The sequence below is a fragment of the Nosocomiicoccus ampullae genome, assembly GCF_019357495.1.
Taxonomy (GTDB): Bacteria; Bacillota; Bacilli; order Staphylococcales; family Salinicoccaceae; genus Nosocomiicoccus; species Nosocomiicoccus ampullae.
The window spans coordinates 949,936-975,101 of the sequence record NZ_CP079110.1; the positions used below are offsets into that span (position 1 = coordinate 949,936).

Annotated in this window: 24 protein-coding genes; 5 read left to right on the forward strand and 19 right to left on the reverse strand. The window is 33.7% G+C overall.

Annotated elements, in window-relative coordinates; all coding sequences use genetic code 11:
* Positions 1-3: 3 nt before the first annotated feature.
* From citZ to KPF49_RS04895, 9 genes are all read right to left on the reverse strand, one after another.
* Positions 4-1,125 carry a citrate synthase gene (citZ, locus tag KPF49_RS04855; protein WP_183672725.1) on the reverse strand — a complete coding sequence of 374 codons (1,122 nt, stop codon included), beginning with the start codon at positions 1,123-1,125 and terminating at the stop codon, positions 4-6.
* A 240-nt stretch (positions 1,126-1,365) separates the two neighbouring features.
* The gene (locus KPF49_RS04860; protein ID WP_183672724.1) at positions 1,366-2,043 is read right to left on the reverse strand and encodes a hypothetical protein; all 678 of its coding nucleotides are present in this window, start codon (positions 2,041-2,043) and stop codon (positions 1,366-1,368) included.
* 14 nt (positions 2,044-2,057) lie between these two features.
* Positions 2,058-3,818, reverse strand: coding sequence for a pyruvate kinase (pyk, locus tag KPF49_RS04865; protein ID WP_183672723.1), 1,761 nt, complete (start codon positions 3,816-3,818; stop codon positions 2,058-2,060).
* Positions 3,819-3,827: 9 nt separating this feature from the next.
* Complete coding sequence (gene pfkA / locus KPF49_RS04870) at positions 3,828-4,787, reverse strand: 6-phosphofructokinase (protein ID WP_183672722.1); 960 nt, start codon at positions 4,785-4,787, stop codon at positions 3,828-3,830.
* Between the two features lie 69 nt (positions 4,788-4,856).
* Positions 4,857-5,801 (reverse strand): acetyl-CoA carboxylase carboxyltransferase subunit alpha, encoded by a 945-nt coding sequence (locus KPF49_RS04875; RefSeq protein ID WP_183672721.1) that lies wholly within the window; start codon positions 5,799-5,801, stop codon positions 4,857-4,859.
* An 11-nt stretch (positions 5,802-5,812) separates the two neighbouring features.
* The gene (gene accD / locus KPF49_RS04880; RefSeq protein ID WP_183672720.1) at positions 5,813-6,655 is read right to left on the reverse strand and encodes an acetyl-CoA carboxylase, carboxyltransferase subunit beta; all 843 of its coding nucleotides are present in this window, start codon (positions 6,653-6,655) and stop codon (positions 5,813-5,815) included.
* A gap of 21 nt (positions 6,656-6,676) precedes the next feature.
* Complete coding sequence (locus KPF49_RS04885; protein WP_183672719.1) at positions 6,677-7,087, reverse strand: FadR/GntR family transcriptional regulator; 411 nt, start codon at positions 7,085-7,087, stop codon at positions 6,677-6,679.
* A 66-nt stretch (positions 7,088-7,153) separates the two neighbouring features.
* Positions 7,154-10,300 carry a DNA polymerase III subunit alpha gene (gene dnaE / locus KPF49_RS04890; protein WP_183672718.1) on the reverse strand — a complete coding sequence of 1,049 codons (3,147 nt, stop codon included), beginning with the start codon at positions 10,298-10,300 and terminating at the stop codon, positions 7,154-7,156.
* Between the two features lie 17 nt (positions 10,301-10,317).
* Complete coding sequence (locus KPF49_RS04895) at positions 10,318-11,277, reverse strand: DHH family phosphoesterase (protein ID WP_183672717.1); 960 nt, start codon at positions 11,275-11,277, stop codon at positions 10,318-10,320.
* A gap of 71 nt (positions 11,278-11,348) precedes the next feature.
* Between KPF49_RS04895 and KPF49_RS04900 the strand changes: the two genes are divergently transcribed.
* Both KPF49_RS04900 and KPF49_RS04905 read left to right on the forward strand, forming a co-directional pair.
* On the forward strand, positions 11,349-11,684 hold the full coding sequence (locus KPF49_RS04900; protein ID WP_183672716.1) for a YtpI family protein: 336 nt from the start codon (positions 11,349-11,351) through the stop codon (positions 11,682-11,684).
* Between the two features lie 108 nt (positions 11,685-11,792).
* Positions 11,793-12,479, forward strand: coding sequence for a phosphoribosylaminoimidazolesuccinocarboxamide synthase (locus tag KPF49_RS04905; RefSeq protein WP_183672715.1), 687 nt, complete (start codon positions 11,793-11,795; stop codon positions 12,477-12,479).
* A gap of 345 nt (positions 12,480-12,824) precedes the next feature.
* Here KPF49_RS04905 and KPF49_RS04910 read toward each other — a convergent pair whose 3' ends face one another.
* A complete protein-coding gene (locus KPF49_RS04910) occupies positions 12,825-13,514 on the reverse strand; it encodes a metal-dependent hydrolase (protein ID WP_183672714.1) in 690 nt (229 codons plus the stop codon).
* 93 nt (positions 13,515-13,607) lie between these two features.
* On the opposite strand from KPF49_RS04910, the gene KPF49_RS04915 reads away from it, so the two are divergent.
* The gene (locus tag KPF49_RS04915; protein WP_183672713.1) at positions 13,608-14,177 is read left to right on the forward strand and encodes a hypothetical protein; all 570 of its coding nucleotides are present in this window, start codon (positions 13,608-13,610) and stop codon (positions 14,175-14,177) included.
* On the opposite strand, the gene ald is transcribed toward KPF49_RS04915, so the two are convergent.
* Positions 14,169-15,281: an alanine dehydrogenase gene (gene ald / locus KPF49_RS04920; RefSeq protein WP_183672712.1), complete on the reverse strand. Its 1,113-nt coding sequence runs from the start codon at positions 15,279-15,281 to the stop codon at positions 14,169-14,171. The genes KPF49_RS04915 and ald overlap by 9 nt on opposite strands.
* A 183-nt stretch (positions 15,282-15,464) precedes the next feature.
* Between ald and KPF49_RS04925 the strand changes: the two genes are divergently transcribed.
* On the forward strand, positions 15,465-15,965 hold the full coding sequence (locus KPF49_RS04925; RefSeq protein WP_183672711.1) for a universal stress protein: 501 nt from the start codon (positions 15,465-15,467) through the stop codon (positions 15,963-15,965).
* Between the two features lie 46 nt (positions 15,966-16,011).
* Here the strand turns inward: KPF49_RS04925 and KPF49_RS04930 are convergent, their stop codons facing one another.
* From KPF49_RS04930 to KPF49_RS04965, 8 genes are all read right to left on the reverse strand, one after another.
* Positions 16,012-17,427 carry an aldehyde dehydrogenase family protein gene (locus KPF49_RS04930; RefSeq protein ID WP_183672710.1) on the reverse strand — a complete coding sequence of 472 codons (1,416 nt, stop codon included), beginning with the start codon at positions 17,425-17,427 and terminating at the stop codon, positions 16,012-16,014.
* A 65-nt stretch (positions 17,428-17,492) separates the two neighbouring features.
* Positions 17,493-18,377, reverse strand: a complete 885-nt coding sequence (locus KPF49_RS04935) for a class I SAM-dependent methyltransferase (protein ID WP_183672709.1) — start codon at positions 18,375-18,377, stop codon at positions 17,493-17,495.
* Positions 18,378-18,440: 63 nt separating this feature from the next.
* Positions 18,441-18,941, reverse strand: a complete 501-nt coding sequence (gene tpx / locus KPF49_RS04940) for a thiol peroxidase (RefSeq protein ID WP_183672708.1) — start codon at positions 18,939-18,941, stop codon at positions 18,441-18,443.
* A 3-nt stretch (positions 18,942-18,944) separates the two neighbouring features.
* Positions 18,945-19,454 (reverse strand): RDD family protein, encoded by a 510-nt coding sequence (locus KPF49_RS04945; RefSeq protein WP_183672707.1) that lies wholly within the window; start codon positions 19,452-19,454, stop codon positions 18,945-18,947.
* Between the two features lie 10 nt (positions 19,455-19,464).
* On the reverse strand, positions 19,465-20,466 hold the full coding sequence (sppA, locus tag KPF49_RS04950; protein ID WP_183672706.1) for a signal peptide peptidase SppA: 1,002 nt from the start codon (positions 20,464-20,466) through the stop codon (positions 19,465-19,467).
* Between the two features lie 49 nt (positions 20,467-20,515).
* On the reverse strand, positions 20,516-21,712 hold the full coding sequence (thiI, locus tag KPF49_RS04955; protein WP_183672705.1) for a tRNA uracil 4-sulfurtransferase ThiI: 1,197 nt from the start codon (positions 21,710-21,712) through the stop codon (positions 20,516-20,518).
* The gene (locus KPF49_RS04960) at positions 21,702-22,829 is read right to left on the reverse strand and encodes a cysteine desulfurase family protein (RefSeq protein WP_183672704.1); all 1,128 of its coding nucleotides are present in this window, start codon (positions 22,827-22,829) and stop codon (positions 21,702-21,704) included. The genes thiI and KPF49_RS04960 overlap by 11 nt, the downstream gene beginning before the upstream one ends.
* Before the next feature lie 46 nt (positions 22,830-22,875).
* Positions 22,876-24,570: a septation ring formation regulator EzrA gene (locus tag KPF49_RS04965; RefSeq protein ID WP_183672703.1), complete on the reverse strand. Its 1,695-nt coding sequence runs from the start codon at positions 24,568-24,570 to the stop codon at positions 22,876-22,878.
* Positions 24,571-24,690: 120 nt separating this feature from the next.
* On the opposite strand from KPF49_RS04965, the gene KPF49_RS04970 reads away from it, so the two are divergent.
* On the forward strand, positions 24,691-25,161 hold the full coding sequence (locus tag KPF49_RS04970) for a GAF domain-containing protein (protein WP_183672702.1): 471 nt from the start codon (positions 24,691-24,693) through the stop codon (positions 25,159-25,161).
* Positions 25,162-25,166 lie beyond the last annotated feature (5 nt).

The following is a 25,166-nucleotide window of genomic DNA, read 5'->3' on the forward strand; positions in this document are numbered from 1 at the left end:
TCCTTACTTTCTATTTTCGATTGGTTCATATTTTCTATTAGTATAACCAGCGTATTCTGCACGTGGACGGATGAGTCGGTTATTTTCGTATTGCTCTAACATATGCGCAATCCAGCCCGATGCACGGCTCACTGCGAAGATCGGTGTAAATAAGTCGTGTGGAATACCCATAGAATGATACACAGACGCACTGAAGAAGTCTACGTTTGGAAGTAAACCTTTTTCTTTTTCTACTAATTCAGCAATACGAACTGACATTTCGTAAAGTTCTGGTTGACCATTTTCTTCAGTTAATTTACGTGACATATCTTTAAGGTATTTTGCACGAGGGTCCCCTTCTTTATATACGCGGTGACCGATCCCCATAATTTTTTCTTTGTTTTCAATTTTTCGATTAATATATTCATCAACATTATCTAAACTTCCAATTTCAGATAACATATTCATTACTTGTTCATTCGCTCCACCGTGTAATGGTCCTTTTAAAGCACCGATTGCTGCAACTGTTCCTGAGTATAAGTCAGATAATGTTGCTACACAAACACGTGCAGTGAATGTAGAAGCGTTAATTTCGTGGTCAGCATGAAGAATCAGTGCTTTTTCCATCGCTTCAACTTGAATATCAGTCGGTTCTTCACCGTAAAGCATATACAAGAAGTTCTTCGCAAAACTATATTCTCTTTTCGGTTTTATTGTTTCTAAGCCGTTTCTAAAGCGTTCAAAGTTCGCAACTAGTGCTGGCATTGCCCCTTGAATACGAAGTGCTTTGTTCCAGTTTGCTTCTTCAGTTAATGTATCAGCTTCTTCATCAAAAATTCCTAAATAAGAAACCGCTGTACGTAGAGATGCCATTGGGTGATCTCCGTTTTGAGCAAACTGCTTAAATACTTCCTCTTTATCTTGAGAGATATACATATACTCATATAAATCATCTTTAAATTTAGCTAATTCTTCTTCGTTTGGTAAGCGATCATTCCATAATAAGTAAATCACTTCTTCAAACTGAGCATTTTCAGCTAAATCATCAATCTCATACCCAGCATACGTTAATTGAGTTCCAATGATGGAACTAATTCTTGACTCTCCAATTACTACACCTTCTAAGCCAGAATTCTTTTCAGGCATAAAATAACCTCCCCTTATATCTGAAAACGTTTTATTGTTTTTATTATAACAAACATTTTACTTACCTGCTGAACATAAAAATCAACTTTCTTTGTGATTAAATAATCAAAAAACTACTACAACACTGTTCTATAAAGCTTTAAAAATAAAATTTAATTTAATATAAGAATTATAACTAAAAGTTAAGTTTCTTATAAAAATCAATAAGTTTTATTTATAAATAAAAACAGAGAGTATTATCTACTCTCTGTTTGGCATATCGATTGTATCTATATTATTAATATCGTTGAAGTTAACGTCTCCTTGAACATTATATGATTCATCGTCTTCAGAGAAAACTCCGTCAACGTGAGCTTCAACTAATTGATAATCGCTATTAAATTTTAGTATAAGTGACAATTCTTCAGTATCATACTCTTCAAGATACGATGATAAATTATTACTAATTGCACTTAAATCTTCAACTTCTAATACATTATATGTGAGAACGTATAAATCATCTTCAGTCGTTAACTCACCTTCAGGTAAGTCTTTTAAACTTTCAATAATTTCAATATAATTCAGTGCATTTAATTCAGTATCTGTATCTTCAAGTTTACCGTTTTGCACTTCTTTTTTCTCACTATCTACATCATAAAAAGTATAGACCGATTCATTATTATCAACTTCGAATTTTACATTTTCATCATTATCCATCGTCACAAAGAACTCTAATGCCTCATTATCATCGATAGATAAAGTCCCGTGTTCTTCATACGATAAAACATCATTATTTTGATCGATAGAGTCATTAATAATTGTCTCTGTCGTCATAGACTTTTCTTGTTTCACTTCTGTTTTTTGCGCATCCTCAGCATCATTACTACATGCACTCAGTAAAACTGATGATGCTAACAAACTAACTAGAATCTTTTTCATAACTATCTCCTTAACTATAGAACATCTGCATGTCCACTATAAACGACATGCTGTTCGCTATCAACAGTGACATTCATACCTGGTTTTAACACTTCAAAAGCATCTTTAGCGCCAACAATCGTCGGTAAATCTAAGTTTAATCCAATAATCGCACCTGGGCTTGTTAAACCACCTTCAACAGTAATCAGTCCTGCTGCTTTAACGAGTAGTGGTGTCATCATACCGTCGACTTTCTCTAATACGACAATTTTATTCGTCGTATCAACTTTAGATAACTCTTCATATGTTTTAGCAAGTACAACTTCTCCATACCCAGTATGTTTTCCGATACCTTGAGCGTTTATTAATGTGTCTCCGACAACGTGAAGTTTCATTAAGTTTGTCGTACCTGCCTGACCAGTTGGTACACCAGCAGTAATAATGATTAAGTCACCTTCATTAACGATTCCTTTTTCAACAACACTTTGGACTGAGCCGTTTAATACTTCGTCTGTATTATTTAAGCCACCTTTAACAACTGGATGAACGCCCCATACAAGACAAAGTTGTCTTGCGACATGTTCATACGGAGTAACTGCAACGATGTCACATTGCGGACGATGTTTAGAAATCATATTCGCCGTATGACCAGATTCTGTTGCAGCGACGATTGCTTTACAGTTTAAGTTTAATGCCGTATGTGCTGCTGCAACACCAATCGCTGTCGTGACAGTTGGATCTTGATATTTCGTACGTTCTGTTAATAATGCTTTATAATTTTGTGCAGTTTCACTTGATTGTGCGATATCTGCCATCGTCATTACAGCTTCAGCAGGATATTCTCCAGCCGCTGTTTCACCTGAAAGCATTACTGCATCACTACCGTCGAAAATTGCGTTTGCAACGTCACTTGCTTCAGCACGTGTACATCTCGGGTTGTGTTGCATTGAATCTAGCATTTGTGTCGCTGTGATGACTGGTTTACCCGCATGATTACATTTTTTTATTAATTCCTTTTGAGCAATTGGAACAGATTCAGTTGGAATTTCAACACCTAGGTCCCCGCGCGCAACCATTAGTCCGTCAGAGACGAGTAAAATGTCACCAATATTATCGATCCCTTCTTGGTTTTCAATTTTAGGGATAATTTTAATATATTCAGCACTGTTTTCTTCAAGTAATTGACGAATTTGTAAAACGTCATCTTTTTTACGAATAAATGACGGCGCAATAAAATCAACTTCATGTTCAATTCCAAATAGAATATCTCTTTCGTCCTTATCAGTCATAGATGGTAAGTTAACTTTAACTTGAGGGACGTTGACCCCTTTTTTATTTTTAACTTCACCTTCATTTAAAACGATTGTACGAATAACTTCTTTTTCTAGATCAATACTCGTAATTTTAAGTGTAATAATACCATCATCAATTAAGATTTCGTCGCCCTCTTTAACGTCATGAATTAACCCACTATAAGTAATTGAAATGTGTGTGTTATCGCCGAGCACTTCATTCATATGAACGTCTAATTCTTGATTTTTCTCTAAATGAACGACACCATCTTTCATATTATGTGTTCTAATTTCTGGCCCTTTAGTATCGAGTAAAATTCCGATATGTTTGTCTAAACGTTTTGCAACGTTACGAATCGATTTAATTCTCGCTAAATGTTCTTCATGGTCTCCGTGAGAAAAGTTTAGTCGAGCAACATTCATACCTGCACGCATTAATTTTTCTAACATTTCTTCACTTTCTGAAGCTGGTCCAATTGTACATACTATTTTTGTATTACGCATAATATCCTCCTATATAGATAACTCATTTATAATTTCAATGAGTGAAGTATCTAATTCCTTTTTTTCACTTAACACGGTATCGTATGATACGTGCGAAATCGTATTATTTTTAAGGTAAACCATCTCACCCGAATAGTCATTTAAAAGTAATGTAACTGCTTCGTGTCCAAATCTTGACGCGAGTATTCTATCTTTTGCCGAAGGTCGACCTCCTCGTTGAATGTGACCGAGAACACTAATTCTCGTCTCAATATCTAATTCTTTACTTAATAGTTTACTACATTCTTCTGCTGACATAACACCTTCAGCTACTAAAATAATTGAGTGAGCTTTTCCTCTTTCCATACCTCGTTTAATTTTAGATGTGATTTTTTCGAAATCATATGGTTCTTCAGGTATTAATACAGATTCTGCACCACTTCCTAATCCACTATATAATGCGAGCATTCCACTATCTCTACCCATTACTTCGATAATAAATGTACGTTCATGACTCGTAGCGGTGTCTCTAATTCTATCAACCGCTTCAATCACTGTATTTAATGCAGAGTCAAACCCAATTGAACTTTCTGTAATCGGTATATCATTATCAATTGTCGCTGGAATCGCAATAGTTTTAATACCATGATTTTCTAATGCCGTCGCTCCTCTAAAAGTACCATCTCCACCGATCACAACTAATCCTTCAATGTGATATTCTTTTAAGATTTTTACCGCTATTTCTTGGACAGATTCATCTTTAAATTCCGGACATCTTGCAGAATGAAGTGACGTTCCGCCGCGCTGAATAATATCACCAACGTCAGATAATGACATTTTTTTAATATCTCCACGAATTAACCCTAAATATCCGTAAGAAATCCCATATACTTCTAAACCTCTATTTATACTAGAACGAACAACAGATCTGACTGCTGCGTTCATACCTGGTGCATCTCCACCACTTGTTAATACCGCAATACGCTTCACTTTTACACTCTCTTTCTAAAAAAATACTCCCTTACTAAGTATCATACTTAAAAGAGAGTTAAATTTGTATTATTTTTCTTCGATTTTAAAATCACCGATATTCATATATTTTTCAAAACGTGAATCTATCAGAACATCTTCATTGAATTGAGATAATTCATCTAAACCGTTTAAGATTGTTTCTTTAGTATCTTTAAACACAGCCTCTTTATCGATATGCGCGCCACCAATCGGCTCTTTAATTACTTTATCTGCAACATTTAAATCATATAAGTCTGAAGCGGTTAATTTTAATGATTTTGCTGCTTCTGCTTTTAACGATCCATCTTTAAATAGTATACTCGCTGCACCTTCAGGAGATATCACTGAATATGTACTATTCTCTAACATATATAGACGGTCACAAACACCTAATCCAAGTGCACCGCCAGATCCACCTTCTCCAATGACTATTGAAATAATCGGTACATTTAAACCTGCCATCTCAACTAGGTTTTTAGCAATCGCTTCACTTTGTCCACGTTCTTCAGCTTCTTTACCAGGATAGGCGCCTTTTGTATCGATAAAAGTAATAATCGGTCGGTTAAACTTTTCAGCTTGTTCCATTAAACGTAGTGCTTTTCTATATCCTTCTGGATGTGGCATACCGAAATTACGTTTAATATTTTCTTTTGTCGTCATCCCGCGCTGATGACCAACGACCGTTACCGCTTGATTGTTAATACTCGCAATACCACCGACAATTGCTTTATCGTCACCGTATACTCGGTCACCAAAAAACTCGATAAAGTCATCGAAAATATTCTCAATATATTCTAAAGTTGTCGGACGCTCTAAAGTTCTCGCAAGTTCTACTTGCTCCCAAGGACTAAGTTGAGTGCTTTTTTTATTTATTTTTGCTTTTATCTTATTAATATCATCACTTAAATCGATATTGTTTTTTTGTTCATAAGTTTCTAATTCTTTTCGTCGTGCTTCTAACTGTTCAATACTTTCTTCAGAATTTCGTGACATAATCCATCCCTCTATTCGTGTAAACGTAAGATTTGTGCGAGTAGTGATCTCATTTCAGTTCGGTTAACAACTTTATCCAACTGACCATGGTCGATTAAAAATTCTGCAGTTTGGAAATCATCCGGTAGTTTTTCTTTAATCGTTTCTTCAATAACTCTACGACCTGCAAACCCGATGAGTGCTCCACTTTCTGCTAAGTTAATATCGCCAACTGAAGCAAATGATGCACTAACACCACCAGTTGTTGGATGCGTCATATATGAAACATATAATAATCCTTTATTTGAGTGACGTTTCACTGCAACAGATACTTTTGCCATTTGCATTAACGATAAAATACCTTCTTGCATTCTTGCACCACCACTCGCTGTAAATACAACAACTGGTAAATTTCGATCAGTCGCATAATTAAATGCTTGTGCGAGCATTTCACCGACTGCACTTCCCATACTCCCCATACGAACTCTCGTATCCATGACCGCAACGACGACTTCTTTACCGTCAATTTTACCGTGTGCGACACGAAGCGCTTCATTTAAACCTGTTTTTCTTTTATCATTTTCTAATTTTGAAACATAATTAGGAAAGTTTAATGGATTTTTAGAAGTGATATTTGTAAATAGTAGTTGCTTACTGTCTTTATCGAGTAACGCATCGAGTCTCTCGTCACTTGTGACTGGAAAATGATAATCACATTTCGGACACACATGGACGTTTCGAATTAATTCTTTAGTAAAAAGTAAATTTTTACAGTTTGGACATTTTGTCATCACCGGCTCTGAGTCTTTATAAGTCCCCTTTTTGGTCGGCTCATTCGTCTTTTTATTTAACTTATAAAATAGATCTTTTAACATAACTTCTCCTCGACTCTATGTTTAATCGGTATATTTTTTAATAATTGTGTATATCGCACGAAGAATTTTATTATCCTGTTCTTGAACATTTTTATTGCCGTGATATTCCCTTTTAACATAATCTTCAAATACCCGATTAATTTCTTTTAATTCCTCACGCTGTTCGTCTGTTTTAATTAAAAATTGTCCGATAATATCAAATAAGCGGTGATCTTTAAAATCAGCAAGATACGTGCCTTCACCAATTTTTACGTGAACAACACCGAGCATTTCTAAAGCACGGAGTGCTTCTCGAACACTCTGTCTTGAAACGTTTAGTTTATCTTTTAGATAACGTTCACTTGGAAGACGATCACCAGGTTTAATGTTATTTTCGCGAATAATTTTTTCTAGCTCAATTAAAATATATTCAAATCTTGTTTTATTATTCATTTTTTACCTGCCATTTTTAAGTGGTCATACCACTGATAATAACATGACTTTAACGATCATTCAATTTCAATGAATTAAGCGCACATTCTCTTTCCCAAGTGCATCAAATAAATATTCTAATTGTGAGTAATTTATAAATCCGAGGCGATTTTTTTTCATATCAATTACAGGAATTCCATTATGAGTGAGTATATGTGTTAAATCTTTCGTTTCATGATTACGAACAACAACATATTTAGTATGTTTAATATAATCTCTCACAAAATCATCCACCATATATAATCGATTGATAATAAGTTGTTTATTATTTTTATATTCATCCATCACACCATCAATAACAAGCATATTTTGCTGGAGTTTAGATAAGTTTATAATATAATTTTTTGGAAACAACACAGCATCCGTCTCTGTATGACCATCTGTAATTTTAACGTAAGCCATATCTTCATTTTTTTTCGTACGAATTTGACGAACTTCTAATATATAAACGAGAAATATCCCTTGTTCACGTTTGTTTTTATTACTGAGTAAATGAAAAGGAACGTACTGTATATCTTGATGTTTTAAAATTATCGGGTGTTCAGATATAAAGAATCCTAATACTTCCTTTTCTCCATTAATTTTTTCAGTTTGAGATAGTTCTTCAACATCTGCTTCAGATCGAACGGGGGTTAACCCGAGAACCATGTCGATTAAATTAATTTGGTTCACTCCATCTTTGACTGCATCTAACGCTTTTTTAGATTCTTGTAAAAGTGACTTTCTCGAACGATTAAACTCATCTAAACTTCCAGATAAAATGAGTGCATTAACCTGTTTTTCTGTTAAACGAATGCCGAATTCATTTAACCGTGAGATGAATTCATAAATATCTTCAAATGGCTGTTCTTGACGTGCTTCTATAATCTTATCGGCTAATTCTTTTGAAATACTTTTTAACATTGAAAAACCAAGTCGAATTCCGTTCCCTTCACTTGTATTTTGATACAGTGACTTGTGAATGCTAGGTTTAACCAATTTAATGTTTAATAATTTTAATTCTTGTAATGTACGTTCTAATTTATCTGGTTTTGTTTTATGCTCGAGTAACATCACCGAGTAAAATTCTTTCGGGTAATGTGCTTTAATATATGCCATACGATACGTAATAATTGAGTAAACTAACGCATGACTTTTTGGGAATCCATAGTCTGCGAACTTTAAAATTAAGTTAAAAAGTATTTCACTCACATTTTGATCGTAATTATTTTTTAATGCACCTTGGATGAATTTTGTTTTTTCGTTCATGAGTTCTTCTCGGTTCTTTTTTGACATCGCACGCCGAGTAATATCCGCTTCTTGCAGCGTGAAACCAGCGATTTTACGCGTCGTTTGCATAATTTGCTCTTGGAAGATCATGACTCCATACGTATCTTTTAATATGTCTTTTAAATCATCATGTGGGTATTGGATAGGTGCATTAGCATGTTTAATATGAATAATATGATCAATTTGTTCCATTGGTCCTGGACGATACATTGCTAAAACGAGCGCAAGATCTAACAAACTATTCGGTTTATATCTTTCAATCACTCTCGTAATACCTTCAGATTCTAACTGAAAAATCCCTGCTGTTAACCCAGAAGATAATAACTTAAATGTTTTTTCATCATTTAACGGGATATTATTTACATCAAACCCTGGATTTTTATGTTTAATACGTGTACTCATATAACGAATTAGCGACAGTGTTTGTAAACTCAAGACATCGATTTTTAGTAACCCAACTTTTTCACAATCAGCCATCGGCCACTGACTACTAATCCCATCACTAGTAAACATAATCGGTATTTCTTCATTTAAAGGATTTCTACCAAGTAACACACCACTTGCATGAATAGACGTATTTCTTGGTAAGTTTTCAATTTTTAATGCGTACTTCTTTAGTGACTTGTATTTTGGGTGAATTTCGATTAAATGGTTAAACCTCTGAGAATTAAAAGCATCTTCTAAATTCATATTGTTTTCATCAATAATATTAGAAACTTCTCTTAATTCACTATCTGTAAAATTAAAAATTCTTCCGATTTCTCGTGCTGCACTTTTAGCAGTCATATTGTTGTAAGTTAATATATTCGCTACATGCATCTCACCGTATTTATCTTGTAAATATTTGAGTACTTTCGGACGATCTACTGACGCAAAGTCAATATCAATATCTGGCATTGTTACGCGTTCTTTATTTAAAAATCTTTCAAAAAGTAAATCATATTCAATTGGATCGATATCAGTAATATCGAGTAAATACGCAACTAAACTTGCTCCAGACGACCCGCGACCTGGGCCGACGTAAATATCGTTATTTTTTGAATATCTTACGAGGTCTGAAACAATTAAAAAATAATCCGCATATCCCATTTCTACAATCGTCGTATATTCTTTATTTAAACGATTTGTATAGTTAGACGTGATATTTTTGATTTTTTTATTTAACGCATTCTTTAATTCTTCTTTTAATAATTCCTCACTCGAATCGTTTGTAAATTTTGGAAGTGTAAATTCAACTTTTGGGATATACATTTCGCATTTACTGACGATTTCTTTATTTACTTCTAAAAAGCCTTCAAATTCTTTGACTTCTTCTCTTAACTTAACGTGAGATGTACCTTCTGATTCGTTTAAATAGTCTAAATTTATTTTTTCATTTTTTTGAATCGCATTTAAAATAGTTTTTACTGGCGCGTCTAATTGTTTATAGTAATAACTCTCAGAAATATATGCACGTTTATACGTATCGTGATTTAATTTGTGAGAAACGTATTTATCTTCTCTAGGGATATTAATTTCATTCAAGATACCAATTCCATCTTCATTTTTTAATACGGCGATACAACCCGTGGTATCTTTTAAAAATGATAATGGTGTCGTGTCTATTTGTTTATAGCTAATTCGAGAAGATAATTTTGATAAAAAGTGAAAGCCATCTAAGTTTTTAGCATATAAAACTACGTTCGCATTTTCAAAGTTTGATTCAATTTCAACTTCTAGACCGACGATTGGTTTAATGTTCTCTTTTTGTGCTTTTTCGATAAACTCATATGCCCCGTGCATATAGTTAAAGTCTGTTATCGCAACACTTGTTTGCTTATCTTCTTTTAAAATATATAGAAGTGGATCAATTTGAATATTGCTGTTTAGAAACTCGTAACTACTATGCACATTTAAATTGATCATTCACTTCACCTCAACTTTTATAATTTTTCTTCTAATTTTTCGATTAACTTGTTTAAATCTTCTTTTCTTCTAAATCTAATTCCACTCGCATGCGGGTGTCCACCCCCACCGAAATGTGCAGCAACGTCATTAATCTCAACATCTTTTGAACGTAATCTTACTCTAATTTCATCACCAGATTCTAATGCCATAAACCAAACCTTGACGTCTTCAACGTCTCTAAATAAGTTCACTTGTAATGCGGCAGCTGTTTCATCTACTCCGTAATCTTCGCGGTCTTTTTCAGACACATACACGCTTAAAACGCCTTTATCAGTTAAGTTAAAGTTGTTAATTAAAAATCCTGAGAACTTAAAATCCTCTAATGATTTTTTGTATAATTTCATAAGAAGTCCATTTGTATCGACTTCTCCTCTTGCAATGTCACTCATCACTTCATATGTTGATGGATGTGAGTTATATAAAAATCGTCCCGTGTCTCCAATAATCCCTAAATAAACGAGTGAGCGTACTGTTTTATCGATTGAATGACTATCTACAAGTGATAAAAGAATATAAATTAACTCACTCGTTGAAGAGACTGACGGTTCAACAATATTAATGTCACCATATGGTTCGATATTTGGATGGTGATCGATTTTAATAACACCTTTACCAACTGTAAAGTCACCGTCATAATCGATTCTTTCAACATTCGCTGTGTCTAAAACAATGACGAGATCTTTTTCAGTAATTTCGCCATCATCTAATTCACCCATAAATTTAAGTTCGTTTTCATAAACACCTAGCGCACGGATTTCTTTTTCAGGATATTTATTTTTTAAATATTGTTTTAATGATAATTGAGAACCTAAAGCGTCAGGGTCCGGTCGAATATGTCTTAAAATAACAATGGACTCAGCGGCCTCGATCTGTTTAAATACATTATCTTTATATTCATTTAATGATCGTAGTTGTTCTAAAAATTGATTAAACATTAAAAACACCTCAGTAATAGTTGTGATATTCTCTTTAAGCAATTATACTACAGTAGAATGGAGTTGTAATAATGAGTACAGGTTTTCAGTTATTAATCACTACTCTAGTTACTGCATTAATTGTAAGTTTCTTTGTATTTTTATTTTATAAAGTGCTTCAAATACGTACTAAAAGAGACGTAAGAAAGGCATATTATAATGCGATGGCTAGATTTTGGTTTGGTATATTTTTAATTGTATTTGGTATGAATTCCATCATACAATTTCAAACAGTCGTGACGTATTTAGTTGGCGGAATTTTTATCACTTTTGGTATTATTAACGTCACTCATTTCAACAAAGCGCGTAAATACTTTAAACAAAATTTACCGATTGAAGATGAAGCATACGAAAAAACTAAACAATAATTTGCATGACCATCTAACAAAAGTTAGATGGTTTTTTTTAATTTTACAATGACAATACAATCTTTTTTTTATATGATAAATATATCACTTATTTATAAGGAGTTTGTTATGGAACGTATTTATGCTGGTAAAACAAAAGATGTGTTTAAAGATGATAACGGTGAAATCGTCCTTTACTTTAAAGATGATATGACTGGTAAAGATGGTGTATTTGATCCGGGTGAAAACCAAGTCGGCCTCACAGTCGAAGGATCTGGACGTGCAGGATTAGAAATGACATCTCATTTCTTTAAAACTTTAGAAGCCAACAACATTCCAACACATTATCTTTCAAGCGATTTAGATAAAAAAGAAATGCGCGTAAAAGAAATTGAGAATTTCGGTGACGGCTTAGAGGTTATTTGTCGCTACGTTGCAGTTGGAAGCTATTATAGAAGATACGGTAAATACATAGAAAACGGCACAGTATTAAACTCACCAATCGTAGAATTTACATTAAAAGATGACGATCGACAAGATCCAGTCGCTTCAAAAGAAACGTTAGACATTTTAGGACTACTAACAAACGACGAGTACGACAAAATTGAACAACTTACAATTCAAATTTCAAATATCATTAAAGAAGAACTACTAAAAAAAGACTTAGAACTTTATGATATTAAGCTTGAATTCGGTAAAGATAAAGAAACTGGCGACATTTTATTAATCGATGAAATTTCAGGTGGAAACATGCGCGTGTATAAAGGCGAAGACAACATCCACCCACTCGACATTGGTAAATATTTATTTAATTAAACCTAAAAACTCCCTTAAACCAAGGCACCGAATTGCGCCTAGTTTAGGGGAGTTTTATATTTTAAGAGTTATAGGCAAGTTATTTAATATATTTATAGTTTCTTATCGAAATTTATTTAACAAAAAGTTTCATCTTTTGTTAATTAATCAACTTTATTTCACAAATATCGATTACTCAAACTCGTTTTTGTTAATTATAATTTTTTACTTAACATATTTCGGATGATTAAACTAAATTTTGTTAAATATATTGTTTTATTTAACAAATTTCAGTCTCAAATTTATATTATTGTTAAATAATAATTATAAAGTTGTCCACTCACCTTAAATAACTACTTTATACTCTTATTTAAAATCTACCGCTTCACCAGGTTTTAAAATCTGGCACTCTGTTTCAAGTGCTTGTTTAAAGTTTTCAGGATCTTGCTTAATTGGTGGGAACGTATTGTAATGGACTGGTACTACGACTCGCGGTTGAATTAGTTGGTCAGTAGCATGAATCGCGTCACTAATTCCCATCGTAAAGTGGTCACCAATCGGTACAAATGCAACATCAAACTCTCCGTTAAGCTCACTGATAAGTTTTAAGTCACTAAAGATTGCTGTATCTCCGACATGGTAAATCTTTTTATCGCCGAGTGTTAATATAATACCTGTTGGCATACCACCGTAATGAACGTTACCATCATCATCTGTAAAGCTTGATGAGTGAAACGCTTGAACATATTTCACTTTAAAATTATCGTACTCTTTTGCCCCGCCGATATTCATACCGACCGTGTTTAAGCCTTGAGTTTCTAAATATCCTGCTAATTCAACTGGTGCAATGACTGTCGCGTCATTATTTTTAGCAATTTCAACAGTATCTCCAACGTGGTCATTATGTGCGTGTGTGAGTAAAATATAATCTACTTTAACATCTTCTACTTTTAAATCTGTTAACTCATTCCCGGTAATATACGGGTCAAAAATCCCTTTAACACCGTCATGTTCAAATTGAACGATAGAATGTCCATGATAAGTTACTTGTGTCATTATATTTCCTCCTTATTATCTACTCTAATTATATAACCGAATTTTTACTTAATTAATCATTATATTGTGCTATATTATGTGAGAGGTGTTACTATGACTACAATTTTTAATATAAATAATTTTAGTGAAAGTAAAGATTTCGTCTTCTTTACAAACGATTTAATAGAATCAAATCCAGTCGTTACAAATATGTATAAGATGATGCACCAAAATAGTACGGTGTTAATGTCCTTAAATTATTTTAATGAAATAGATCCATTTATCATTCAAAATATCCATTTCGAAACGATAAAAGAAACACCAAATATTGACGGATATGTGACTGATCAATGCATTGTAAAAAATGAATTAGATGAAAATTTTCTAAGAGAACTATCTAAAATTATTCAACAAAAACATTTGATTATCGGTCCATCGTTTTCAAATATCCCCTATTTTTTACAATCTAAAAATTTAGAAATTGCAATTAAGCATAACGTGACTGCAGTAATGTATGATGTCAGAGATTTAGATTTTAAAAATTATAATGAGCTAAAACCACTTGCACAACTAAAATCGTTCGCAAGAAAACGTATCGAAATTATTCCAGTCGTCAATTCTATTAAAAAAAGAGATGAGCTATTAGCACTCATCCCTTTTAAATCTACTTGTATATTAGATTAATGAATCAATTTCAACGTATTCTAAATCTTGTGCTTCTGCAACTGCTTTATATGTCACGTGACCTTGATAGACGTTAAATCCTTCTTTAAGTCCTGCGTTACGTTTTGCTGCTTCTTCTGGACCTAAGTTTGCGATTTGAAGTCCATATTGTAATGTTGAGTTTGTTAAAGCAATTGTAGAAGTTCTTGGCACTGCACCTGGCATGTTCGCTACAGTGTAGTGAATTACACCATGTTTCACATACGTTGGGTCATCATGTGTTGTGATGCGGTCAGATGTTTCAAAGTTACCACCTTGGTCAATTGCAATATCGACAACCACTGATCCGTCACCCATATTTTTAATCATTTCTTCAGTGACTAACACTGGTGCTTTTGCACCTGGAATTAATACCGAACCAATAACAACATCACTTGATTCGACTTCTTTTTTGATATTCATTGGTGTAGACATTAACGTTTGAACTTGGTCTCCAAATAACTCATCTAACTCTCTTAAACGGTGTGGGTTTAGGTCTAGAATTGTAACTTTCGCTCCGAGTCCAACTGCAATTTTAGCTGCGTTCGTACCTGCGTTACCTCCACCGATAATTGTTACTTTACCACGGTCAACTCCAGGGACACCTGAAAGTAAAATACCGCGTCCACCTTTAATCGCAACTAGGTTCTCAACCGCAACTTGTGTTGCCATACGTCCCGCAACTTCACTCATCGGTTGTAATAATGGTAATCCACCGTATTGATCGACAATTGTTTCATAAGCGATTGCTGTTACTTTTTTGTCAATTAACGCTTTCGTTAATTCTACTTCTGGTGCTAAGTGGAAGTACGTAAAGATAATTTGATTTTCTTTGAACAAATCAAATTCCGGTTCAAGTGGTTCTTTAACTTTAACCACCATGTCAACGTCCCATGCTTCACTTGCAGAGTCTACGATTTTTGCGCCTTTTTCTTCATATTCTTCGTTAGAGAAAAATGATCCAAGTCCCGCATCTTTCTCAATAAGCACTTCGTGACCTGCTTGAACAAATGCATACGCAGCATCTGGTGTTAGTCCGACACGATTTTCGTTGTTTTTAGTTTCCTTTGGTACTCCAATAATCATTTGATTACCTCTTTTCTTATTGATTATAACAACTTCCTCTTAATTTCATCATAACATAATAAGTAAAAAAATTGTTATCCATACATTAGTAAATTTGGTAAAATAAATATGACAGTACTACTCTTTACTGATTATTAATTACAGAAAAAGGGTATGGAGTACTGAAGTTAAGGAGGAATATTCATGAAAAATTACCAAAACATTTTAATCGCAGTCGACGGTTCTCATGAAGCAGAATGGGCATTTGAAAAAGCGGTGAACTTAGCAAAACAATCTAACGCGCGTCTTATTGTAACTAACGTAATCGATACAAGAAGTTATGCTTCTGTTGAAGCTTATGATCGTACAATTTCAACACGTGCAAAAAACTTTGCTGACAAGCTTTTAGAAGGCTACAAAAATAAAGCGATTTCTGATGGTGTTGAAGACGTTGTTAAACTCATCGAGTACGGTTCTCCTAAATCAGTAATTCCTAAAAAAATCGTTAAAGATACGAATGCTGACTTAATCGTTGTTGGTTCTACAGGTTTAAACGCCGTTGAACGTTTCATTATTGGATCAGTATCTGAAGCTATTGTACGTCATGCTTCATGTGACGTTTTAGTCGTTAGAACTGAAACATTACCTGATGACTTTGAACCAACAGTTGCAACTGATGAATTAGTACAAGAACACAGAAACTAAAGCATTAAAACAGGGCCTCTACTTTTAGTAGAGGCCCTTAATTTATTTACTCTGTATATAACACTTTTAGTTCTGTATATTCTTCAATACCAATCCACCCGATTTCTCTACCGATACCAGATTGTTTATATCCTCCAAATGGAGCTGCAGGGAGTCTAGGCGAACCATTTACAAGAATACTTCCTGTACGGATTTGTTTCGCAAATTCATATGCTTCTTCTTTTGTTTCACCAAATACGGCACCGAATAATCCGTAACTAGAATCATTTGCAATTTCGAGTGCTTCATCAACATCTTTGTAAGTGATAACAGCTAATACAGGACCAAAGATTTCTTCTTGAGCGATTGTACTCTTATTATCGACGTTTGTGAATACAGTCGGTTCAACATAGTAACCTTTGTCTTCACTTTCTACTTTACCGCCTCCAAGTAGTAATGTCGCTTCTTTTTTACCTGTTTCAATATATTCGTAAATTTTATCTTGTTGTTGTTTAGATAATACTGGTCCAATTGTTTTATCTTCATCTTCAGGGCTACCGATACGTACTTTTTCTTCAACGTATTCTTTAATGTAACTTTCAACTTCTTCTAATCTTGATTCAGGTACAATGATACGCGTTAATGCAGAGCACGCTTGTCCAGCATTATTAATAATTGCATCCATCGATTGTTTTACAGATTTTTTAGCGTCTCCGTTAGGGAGTAATACGTTTGGTGATTTACCGCCCAGTTCTAGGTGAATATTTTTAATATTTTCTTTTGCTTGCTCGTAAATTCCTCTTCCTACTTTTGTAGATCCAGTAAATGACACCATATCAACATTCTCGTGACCTGTCAGTGAATCTCCGACTTCGCTACCAGATCCTGGAACTAAGTTAAATACGCCTTTTGGTAGGCTTGTATTGTCGATTACTTCAGCAAGTAAATAAGCTGTAACAGGTGTTTTTGTACTTGGTTTTATAACAGTTGTCGCACCCGCTAATAAAATCCCCGTTAATTTTCTTTGGATTTGGTTTAATGGATAGTTCCATGGTGTGATTGCTGCAACAACCCCCACACCTTCACGTACTAAGTCAAATCCTTCGTGATGCTCTGTAAAATCTACTTTATCAGCATTTTCAAGAGCTGCTTTAATCTCATTGATTGCTTGCTCAACTTGTGCGGTTTTTGTATAGTTATATGAACTTCCAAGCTCTTGACGAATCGTTTCTTCAAACTCTTCTTGACGCTCGATTATACCATTTAAAATTTCTTCAACATATTTTTTACGTGTTTCTAATGATGTTTGATTATATTCTTTATACGCACGAGTTGCTGCTTCGACTGCTTTGTCGACATCTTCACTTGTCGCTTTTGCTACTGTCGTAAAAATCTCTTCTGTTGCTGGATTTTCAACTTCAATTACATCTGTTGTTGATGGTTCAACCCATTCACCATCTATATATAATTTATCGTATTTCATTAATAAAGACCTCCTTAAAAGTCTGTACTATACAGAGTATCCATTTCTTAAGGAGGTTAAACATTTTATTTATTATTCCATTCTTCAATCGTTTTTAAAAAGTTTTTCATACTCGCTTCATTTTTAAAGTCAGGAATATCTCCAATTAAGACATCTTTATTTTGTAAGGCTTCATATCCTTTTTTAAGAACGATAATTGACTTTTGACTTTTTTCATCTTTAAAAATTGTTCTTGGTAAATTTAAAAACATAAGTAATGTGACGTCTTCTTTAATATACTTTTTAAAGGTCTCTTGATTTTCAGTTAAAATATTTGATGGTACTGTAAAAATACCGATGCCATCGCTTTTAACTTTGTTCATACCTGCTTCAATTATTAATAGATGTGCGAAGCTATTACCTTCTTTAAACGCTGTTTTGTATCCTTCAACTTGCACCGGATAATAGCCAACTGGTAAGTCACCAACTGCCGTATCGACTGTTTCAATGAAATTTGGTTCGATAATGTTTTGAGGATAGATTTTCATATGTGTTTCTAAAAACTCACATAGATTTGCATTGAGCTCTGCGAGTGTCGGATCGATTTCCACACCATTTAAATCTAATTCTGGATTTAATTCACTTAACGTCATTGATAAATGACCTGTCCCACTACCAACATCTAATAAAGATACTTCTTTATTAGTATTTAAAACATTACTAATATATCCGATTGTATACCCAATAACATCAGGCGTTAATTGATGATTCGGTTGAATAGTTTCATCTTTTAACTGTTTTAAGTATGCAAACTGAAACGCTTTTCTTTTTTCGGCTTTTGTTCCATCTACTTCCACTTCAAGTAGTGCGCGTGACAGCGATTCTATTCTCGATAAATCAGTTTCTTTTTTAATTTCATCAGTTTTACTGACGAGTGTTTCATAAATCTTCTCTAAATTACTCAATTCCATTTAAATATTCACCTCTAAAAAAATAAGGACTATTCTTTCGAATAGTCCTATTATAGCAATTCATTAAATACTTTTTAAAGCTTCGATTGCTTTCTCATAATCTGGTTCGTTCGTACCTTCAGGTACATATTCAAAGTATACGACTTTATCATCTTCGTCTAAAACGAACACACTTCTCGCTTGAAGGCGTAAGTTTGGCATTAGTGTACCAAATTGTTTTGCAAATTCAAGATCTTTATGGTCAGATAAAGTAACTGCATTATCGATACCTTCATCTGCACAGAAGCGTTTTTGAGCAAATGGTAAGTCGTTTGAAATAGTAATTAGTTGTGTGTTTTCAACATCAGCAACTTTATTATAAAATGTTTTTGTTTGAACTTGGCACACACCCGTATCAAGTGAAGGTACTGCACTAATTAGCTTTTTTGTACCTTTAAACTCTTTTAACGGTTCAACATCTTTTAACTCATTGTTTACAACTTTAAAACTTTCAATTTGTTGACCTTTATCTACTGCTTTACCGTCTAATGTGACTTCATTGCCACCAAAAGTAATTGTTGTCATAAGTTAAATCAGCCCTTCTTTTCTGTTAGATTCTATATCCACAGTATATTCAACATCATTAGAGTTTACAACTAAAGTGTCTCCGATGAAGTCGTGAAGACCCATACGGTTTTTGTTAAATAAAATCATTAAGTATGGTAAATTTAGAAGCGCTTGTGTGATATATCGACCAATTAATTCTCTAAATATTACTTGCATAAATGATAAATTATATCCTTTACTTGAAACGACTTCTATACCAAATATCATCTTTCCTAACGTTTGATGGAAGAAATATGTCATCAAGACAAAGTATGTGAAAAATACAATTGTCGATACAACAGTTGATACTGGAATCGCATCAAATATTATATTTTTGTTCATAAGACCAAGCATCGTTAAAATTGGAATGACTGCAATTTGACGAATCGACCATAAAACGATGAGATCGATGATGTAGGCAATGAGACGTACAATCGTATCTGCAACAGGATATAATAATTCTTTTTGCAAGATTACTGTTTCTTTTTTCATTACCTCACCTCTATTCTTCGTATAAGTACATTGGTTTTGGACCTTGACGTTTATTTAATAAGTTTTCAACGATTAATGCCTCGTTATCTGTAAATAACTTTTGAACCATATTCGGTGCTTTAAACCTAAATTTTGATAAGCTATTTAAGTCTTGACCGTACGTGTAAACTTGTGGGTTATCAACATCGATTTCTTTTTTAAGATCGTTTAGTGCATCATCATAGTAACCAATCTCATCGACTAAACCATTTTCTAAAGCATCGTTCCCTAAATATACTCGACCGTCTGCGAGTTTACGAACTTCTTTTTCACTCATATCTCGACCTTCAGAAACGACTTTTACAAAGTCACTAAACATTGAATCGACCATATGTTGAACATACTCTTTTTCCTCTTTAGATGGTTTTTTAGATGGAGATAACATATCTTTCATATCTCCAGATGTATACGTATTAAATTTTACGCCGTATTTTTCTGCAAGTTCGCTGTAATCAATACTTTGCATAATTACACCGATTGAGCCTGTTAACGTTTCATTACTTGCATAGATTTTATCCGCAGGCGCTGATACGTAATATCCACCGCTAGCTGCCATTGTTCCCATTGAACTGTAGATTTTTTTACCTTTATCTTTTGCTTCTTTTAAATACTTATGTACCTCAGCACTTTCATAAACGCCTCCACCTGGAGAGTTAACATCTAATAATATAGCTTTTACTGAGTCATCTTCGATAATTTCTTTTAATGCTTCAATTGTTAACTGGTGATTATAGCCAGCAGTAGGGTTTAAAAACCCTGAACTTTCCGGAGCAGACTGAATTACTCCTTCGATGTTAATGACTGCGATTTGGTTATTTGCGTCACCTTCTTCTAAAACTGTGACGGGTGACTGGTCTGAAAAACTACTGAAAAAATCATCTAATTGTTCTTTTTGAAATACATTAAATACGCTCATTACAACACCTGAAATAAGGAGTGCAATTGCAGCAATTAATGCAATAACTCTTTTCATATTTCCATCTCCTTTCAACATCTGTACTAGTTAGTTTAACACAGCTAAATTATAATAAGTCACTAAACTTTGAATTTTTTTCTTCACTATTTGAATGATAAATTTCAATATCTTTTAATGCTTCTTCAATGAATGGCTCAAAATCTATGTTAGATTCATATTTCTCGACATTTTCTAAGTTTGGTTGTGTTTTAGGCTTTTTTGGTTTAAATATTGTACAACAATCCTCATACGGTAAAATCGACGTTTCATATGTTCCGTAGTACATTGATTTTTGAATAATTTCATTTTTTTCATACGTTAATAGTGGTCTTAGTACTGGGAAATTTGTCACTTGATTGATAGTATTCATACTAGTTAACGTTTGTGACGCGACTTGTCCGATGTTTTCACCGTTCACAATCGCTTCAGCACCGATTGATTTTGCAAGTCTTTCAGCAATAATTAACATCACCCGTCTCGTTGTTGTCATTGAGTAACCATCTGGAATTTTATCGTAAATCGCTGTTTGAATCTTTGTAAACGGTACAATATGCATCTTAATACTGACACCTGTTTTTTCCGCCATAATATCAACTAGTTTTTTAACTTTTTCTAGCGACCGTTCGCTTGTATATGGTGGTGAAAAATAGTGAATTGCCTCAACTTCAATCCCGCGCTTCATAATTTCAAATCCAGCAACTGGGCTGTCTATTCCACCAGATAACATTAAAACAGTTTTACCACCTGTACCAAGTGGTAATCCACCATTACCTTCGAACACTTCGCTGTACATATATACTCCTTCAAAACGTACTTCGATCATAATTGTGTGGTCAGGTTGTTTAATATTAACTGGTCGATTTGTTTCTCTTACCACGTATCCACCAATCAGTTGCTGGATATCATGTGTTTTTAAATGAAATGATTTGTCCACACGTTTCACTTCGACTTTAAATGTATCGTCCTTATTAAATGTTGACTCTAATTCTAGAGCAACTCGCTTCATTTCATCTTCAGACTTGCGGAGTCGAATAATCGGTGACATACTTAAAATCCCATTTATATGCTTTAAACGGTCGATAATGTCGTATGCATCTTCATTGTCTAACTCAATATACATTCTGTCTCTATTTGCTCGAACCACAACACTTTTACCTTCTAATGCTTGTTCAATTTGAGAAACGAGTTTACCAATAAACATTTTTCTATTTTTCTTTTTTAACGTAAGTTCTCCGTATCTTACGAGTATTAAATCATAATTCAATGAATACATCTCCTAATTCTTTATAAATCTCGTCGAATACTTCTATAAACCGATCCACTTCTTCTTCAGTTGTATACTGCCCCATCGTAATGCGAATACTTCCTTCGATGACACTGTTTTTATTGCCCATCGCAATTAGAGTTTCGTTTAATTCATCACGCTGTGACGCACATGCACTTGTTGTTGACACGTAAATCGAGTGCTTAGATAATGCATTTACTATCACTTCGCCCTTTACACCATTAATTGACATATTAATATAATTCGGTAAATGTGACGGCTGAATGTAAATCGCTTTGTAGTCTTTAAAATAATCGGTGATTTTTTTATTATATGACTTTAAATTTTTGCTCGCACGGTTCATGTTTTCAATCGCCAGTCGTAACGATTTTGCCATTGATACAATTCCCGGTACATTGACTGTACCACTTCTAACGTTTAACTCATGACCGCCCCCGTACATGACTGGTTGCAACGCGTCAACCTCTTTTACAAATAATGCCCCAACACCTTTTACACCGTAAAACTTATGTGCTGATAAAGTTAAAGCATCCACACCGTTATAATTTAAATCAATTTTTCCGATGGCTTGAGTCGCATCAATATGTAGAAATGCACGATTATATTCTTTCACAACTTTTATAATCTCTTCTACAGGATTCACGCTACCAACAATATTATTTACAGCGATAATTGATACGAAAATAACATCGTCATTCATTTTCTCTTTTAAGTCTTCGAGGTCAATAATACCGTCTCTTTTTGTATTAATATAGACAAGATTAATACCTTCAATATTTCTTAACACCTCAATGACACTTGGGTGTTCAAGTTCAGATACAAGAACTGTCTTACCAAACTTAATTTTACGTTTAATTGTACTTTGTATCGCAATATTATTACTTTCCGTCGCACCAGAAGTAAATATGAGTCCATAGTCATTTAAATTTAATAACTCTTTCATTTGTGAACGAGAAGCTTCGAGTAACTGACTGACTTCTTGACCACCTTTATGGATACTCGCTGAGTTAAAAAAGTATTGTTCATTGACAGTATTATACGTTTCAAGAGTTTCTTTAAACGGCTTTGTCGTTGCTGCATTGTCTAAATAAATCATAAAAATCTCTCCTACCATAAAAAAGACTTAGGACATCGCCTAAGTCTTATCTGTTTTCATATGCTTCAAAAATTCGATCAACTGCATCTTTATCAATTTCACTTAATGCTTCTTCCGCAATTTCTAATGAACGTTTATAACGATTTTCATTAAACAAACGCGTCGCCTCTTCGATATGACTATCAAGTTCAGCATTATCTTTACGGTAACGGTTTGCATACTGAATAATGAGTTCTGAGAGCTCTGCGTCATGAATCACTTCATAAGCTTCTTGCTCGAAGTTATTTAAAAGAATAACTGCCTTGTCGACTTTTTCTTTTATATAACGCACATTTAATGGTCGGCGCTCTAGATATCGATCGATTTCTTTCACTTCGTTATCCAGTTCATGTTTCATAACGATGAACTGCTCAGGAATTCTCACTAAGTTAGAAGTCGTTAAGCGATGCATAATCTCTTCTTTTTTCTCATCGATTAAGTCTGTGTTATCGATTGCTTCTTCTTCATCATATTTTAATGACTGTAAATATTCGAGGACTTCATCTTGTTTGTTATTAATACTTTCAATTGTACTATCGATATATTCTAAGTTATCAATTATTCTACTGTAACGTGTCGTGTTTTTATTCACTTCGTTTTCAATACCTGAATACATTGTGACGAGTTCTTCAATTTCATGTTCATACTTATGAATCGTCTGAACTTCTCTATCATTAATGTAATAAGATTCTTTTATAAAGTTAATTTCTGTGCGAAGTGACATATTAGTATCTTTTGCTTTAAACAATGAGTCGGTAACTTTATCTTTTAAATCATCGTATTTAATTTTAGCTTCAACTTCGTGTTCGATTAAGTCAAACATATCATCAAGTTCATTGTTAATACGATCTAAATCTGCTTCAGCTTCTTCTAATTCTAACTTCGCAATTTTTGGCTCGATTAAATTTAATTCTGTACGTAGGCGTGAAAGTGTCATATCAACTTTAATATGTTCTAAGTCATATCCGTCTAATCTCAACTCTCTACAGCCATAACGTACTTCTTGAAACTGTGTCGGTAAGTCTTTTTGAACTTCTTTAATTAATGAAGGGATTCTCTCCATACTTTCTTTTAAGTTCACGAGTTCTTCGTGTACATCAGAAATATGACTATATGCCTCATTATAATCTCCGTTATCTACAAGAGAGCTATACTTTTCTAATTCTGGTTCGTATGAATTAATTAAAGACTCTAACGGTTTTCTAGAATCACCAAATTTATGACCATCTGCTAAAACGTCACGGTTTGCTTCTCGTTGTAGGTCTACAGACTCATCATAAAGTTTACGACTTTCGTCATTTTGATTTACAAAAGATGAAATTTCAGATGATAACTCATCATACATTGTTTCGATATTATCGATGTGCTGAACTGCATGATCTTCATTTTGTTTACTATCACTAAATTTAAACTTCTTTAAATTCTCATCTGCTGCTTCAAAGTTACTTTCAGCATGCATTTTGTTGTTTTTTAATGTGTCTTTCCAGCGGCCATCCAATTGTTCATATAATTCTTTAGCCTCTCCATGTAGATTAAAAGATTTAAATTTTTCTAAATCTAAATGGAATGGTAATTGAATTACTTGTTGTAGTCGTTCTTTTTCTTTTGAAACTTCTTCTTGTTTAGACTTTCTTAAATAAAATAAAACCCCGACTACGATAATAACAAGGATAATCAGTCCAATTAATAAATAAATCCACATACAATTACCCTCCCTAACTTATAATTTATTATAGACTAAATCTTTGAAAGAAAAAACATTAAACGGTATAATTTTTAAAAATATACAAAATTCATATTCACATTATTAGGAGGCAATACGATGTTTGATAATACACCTATTCAATCATACGAGGAATTACACCAAGCACTCGATGCGTTACTTGAAGAGAATTTAAACGTAACTGCAAACCTTGCAAATGCATCTGCACTACTCGATCACTTCTTAGAAAACATTAACTGGGTGGGCTTTTACTTATTTGATGAAGATAAAGAACAACTCATCCTCGGGCCATTCCAAGGAAAACCCGCATGTACAACAATAGAAGTTGGTAAAGGAGTGTGCGGCACAGCATATCGTGGGAATGATATTTTTATCGTTGATGACGTCAACGAATTTCCAGGACATATCGCTTGTGACGCAAATAGCAAATCAGAAATCGTCTTACCAATCTATAAAGATGGAAAAGGCATCGGTGTATTAGATATCGATTCACCAATTTACGAACGATTTGAAGAGAAAGATAGAGTCGGATTAATCGAGGTCGTTGAAATTATTAAAAAATATATATAATTAGT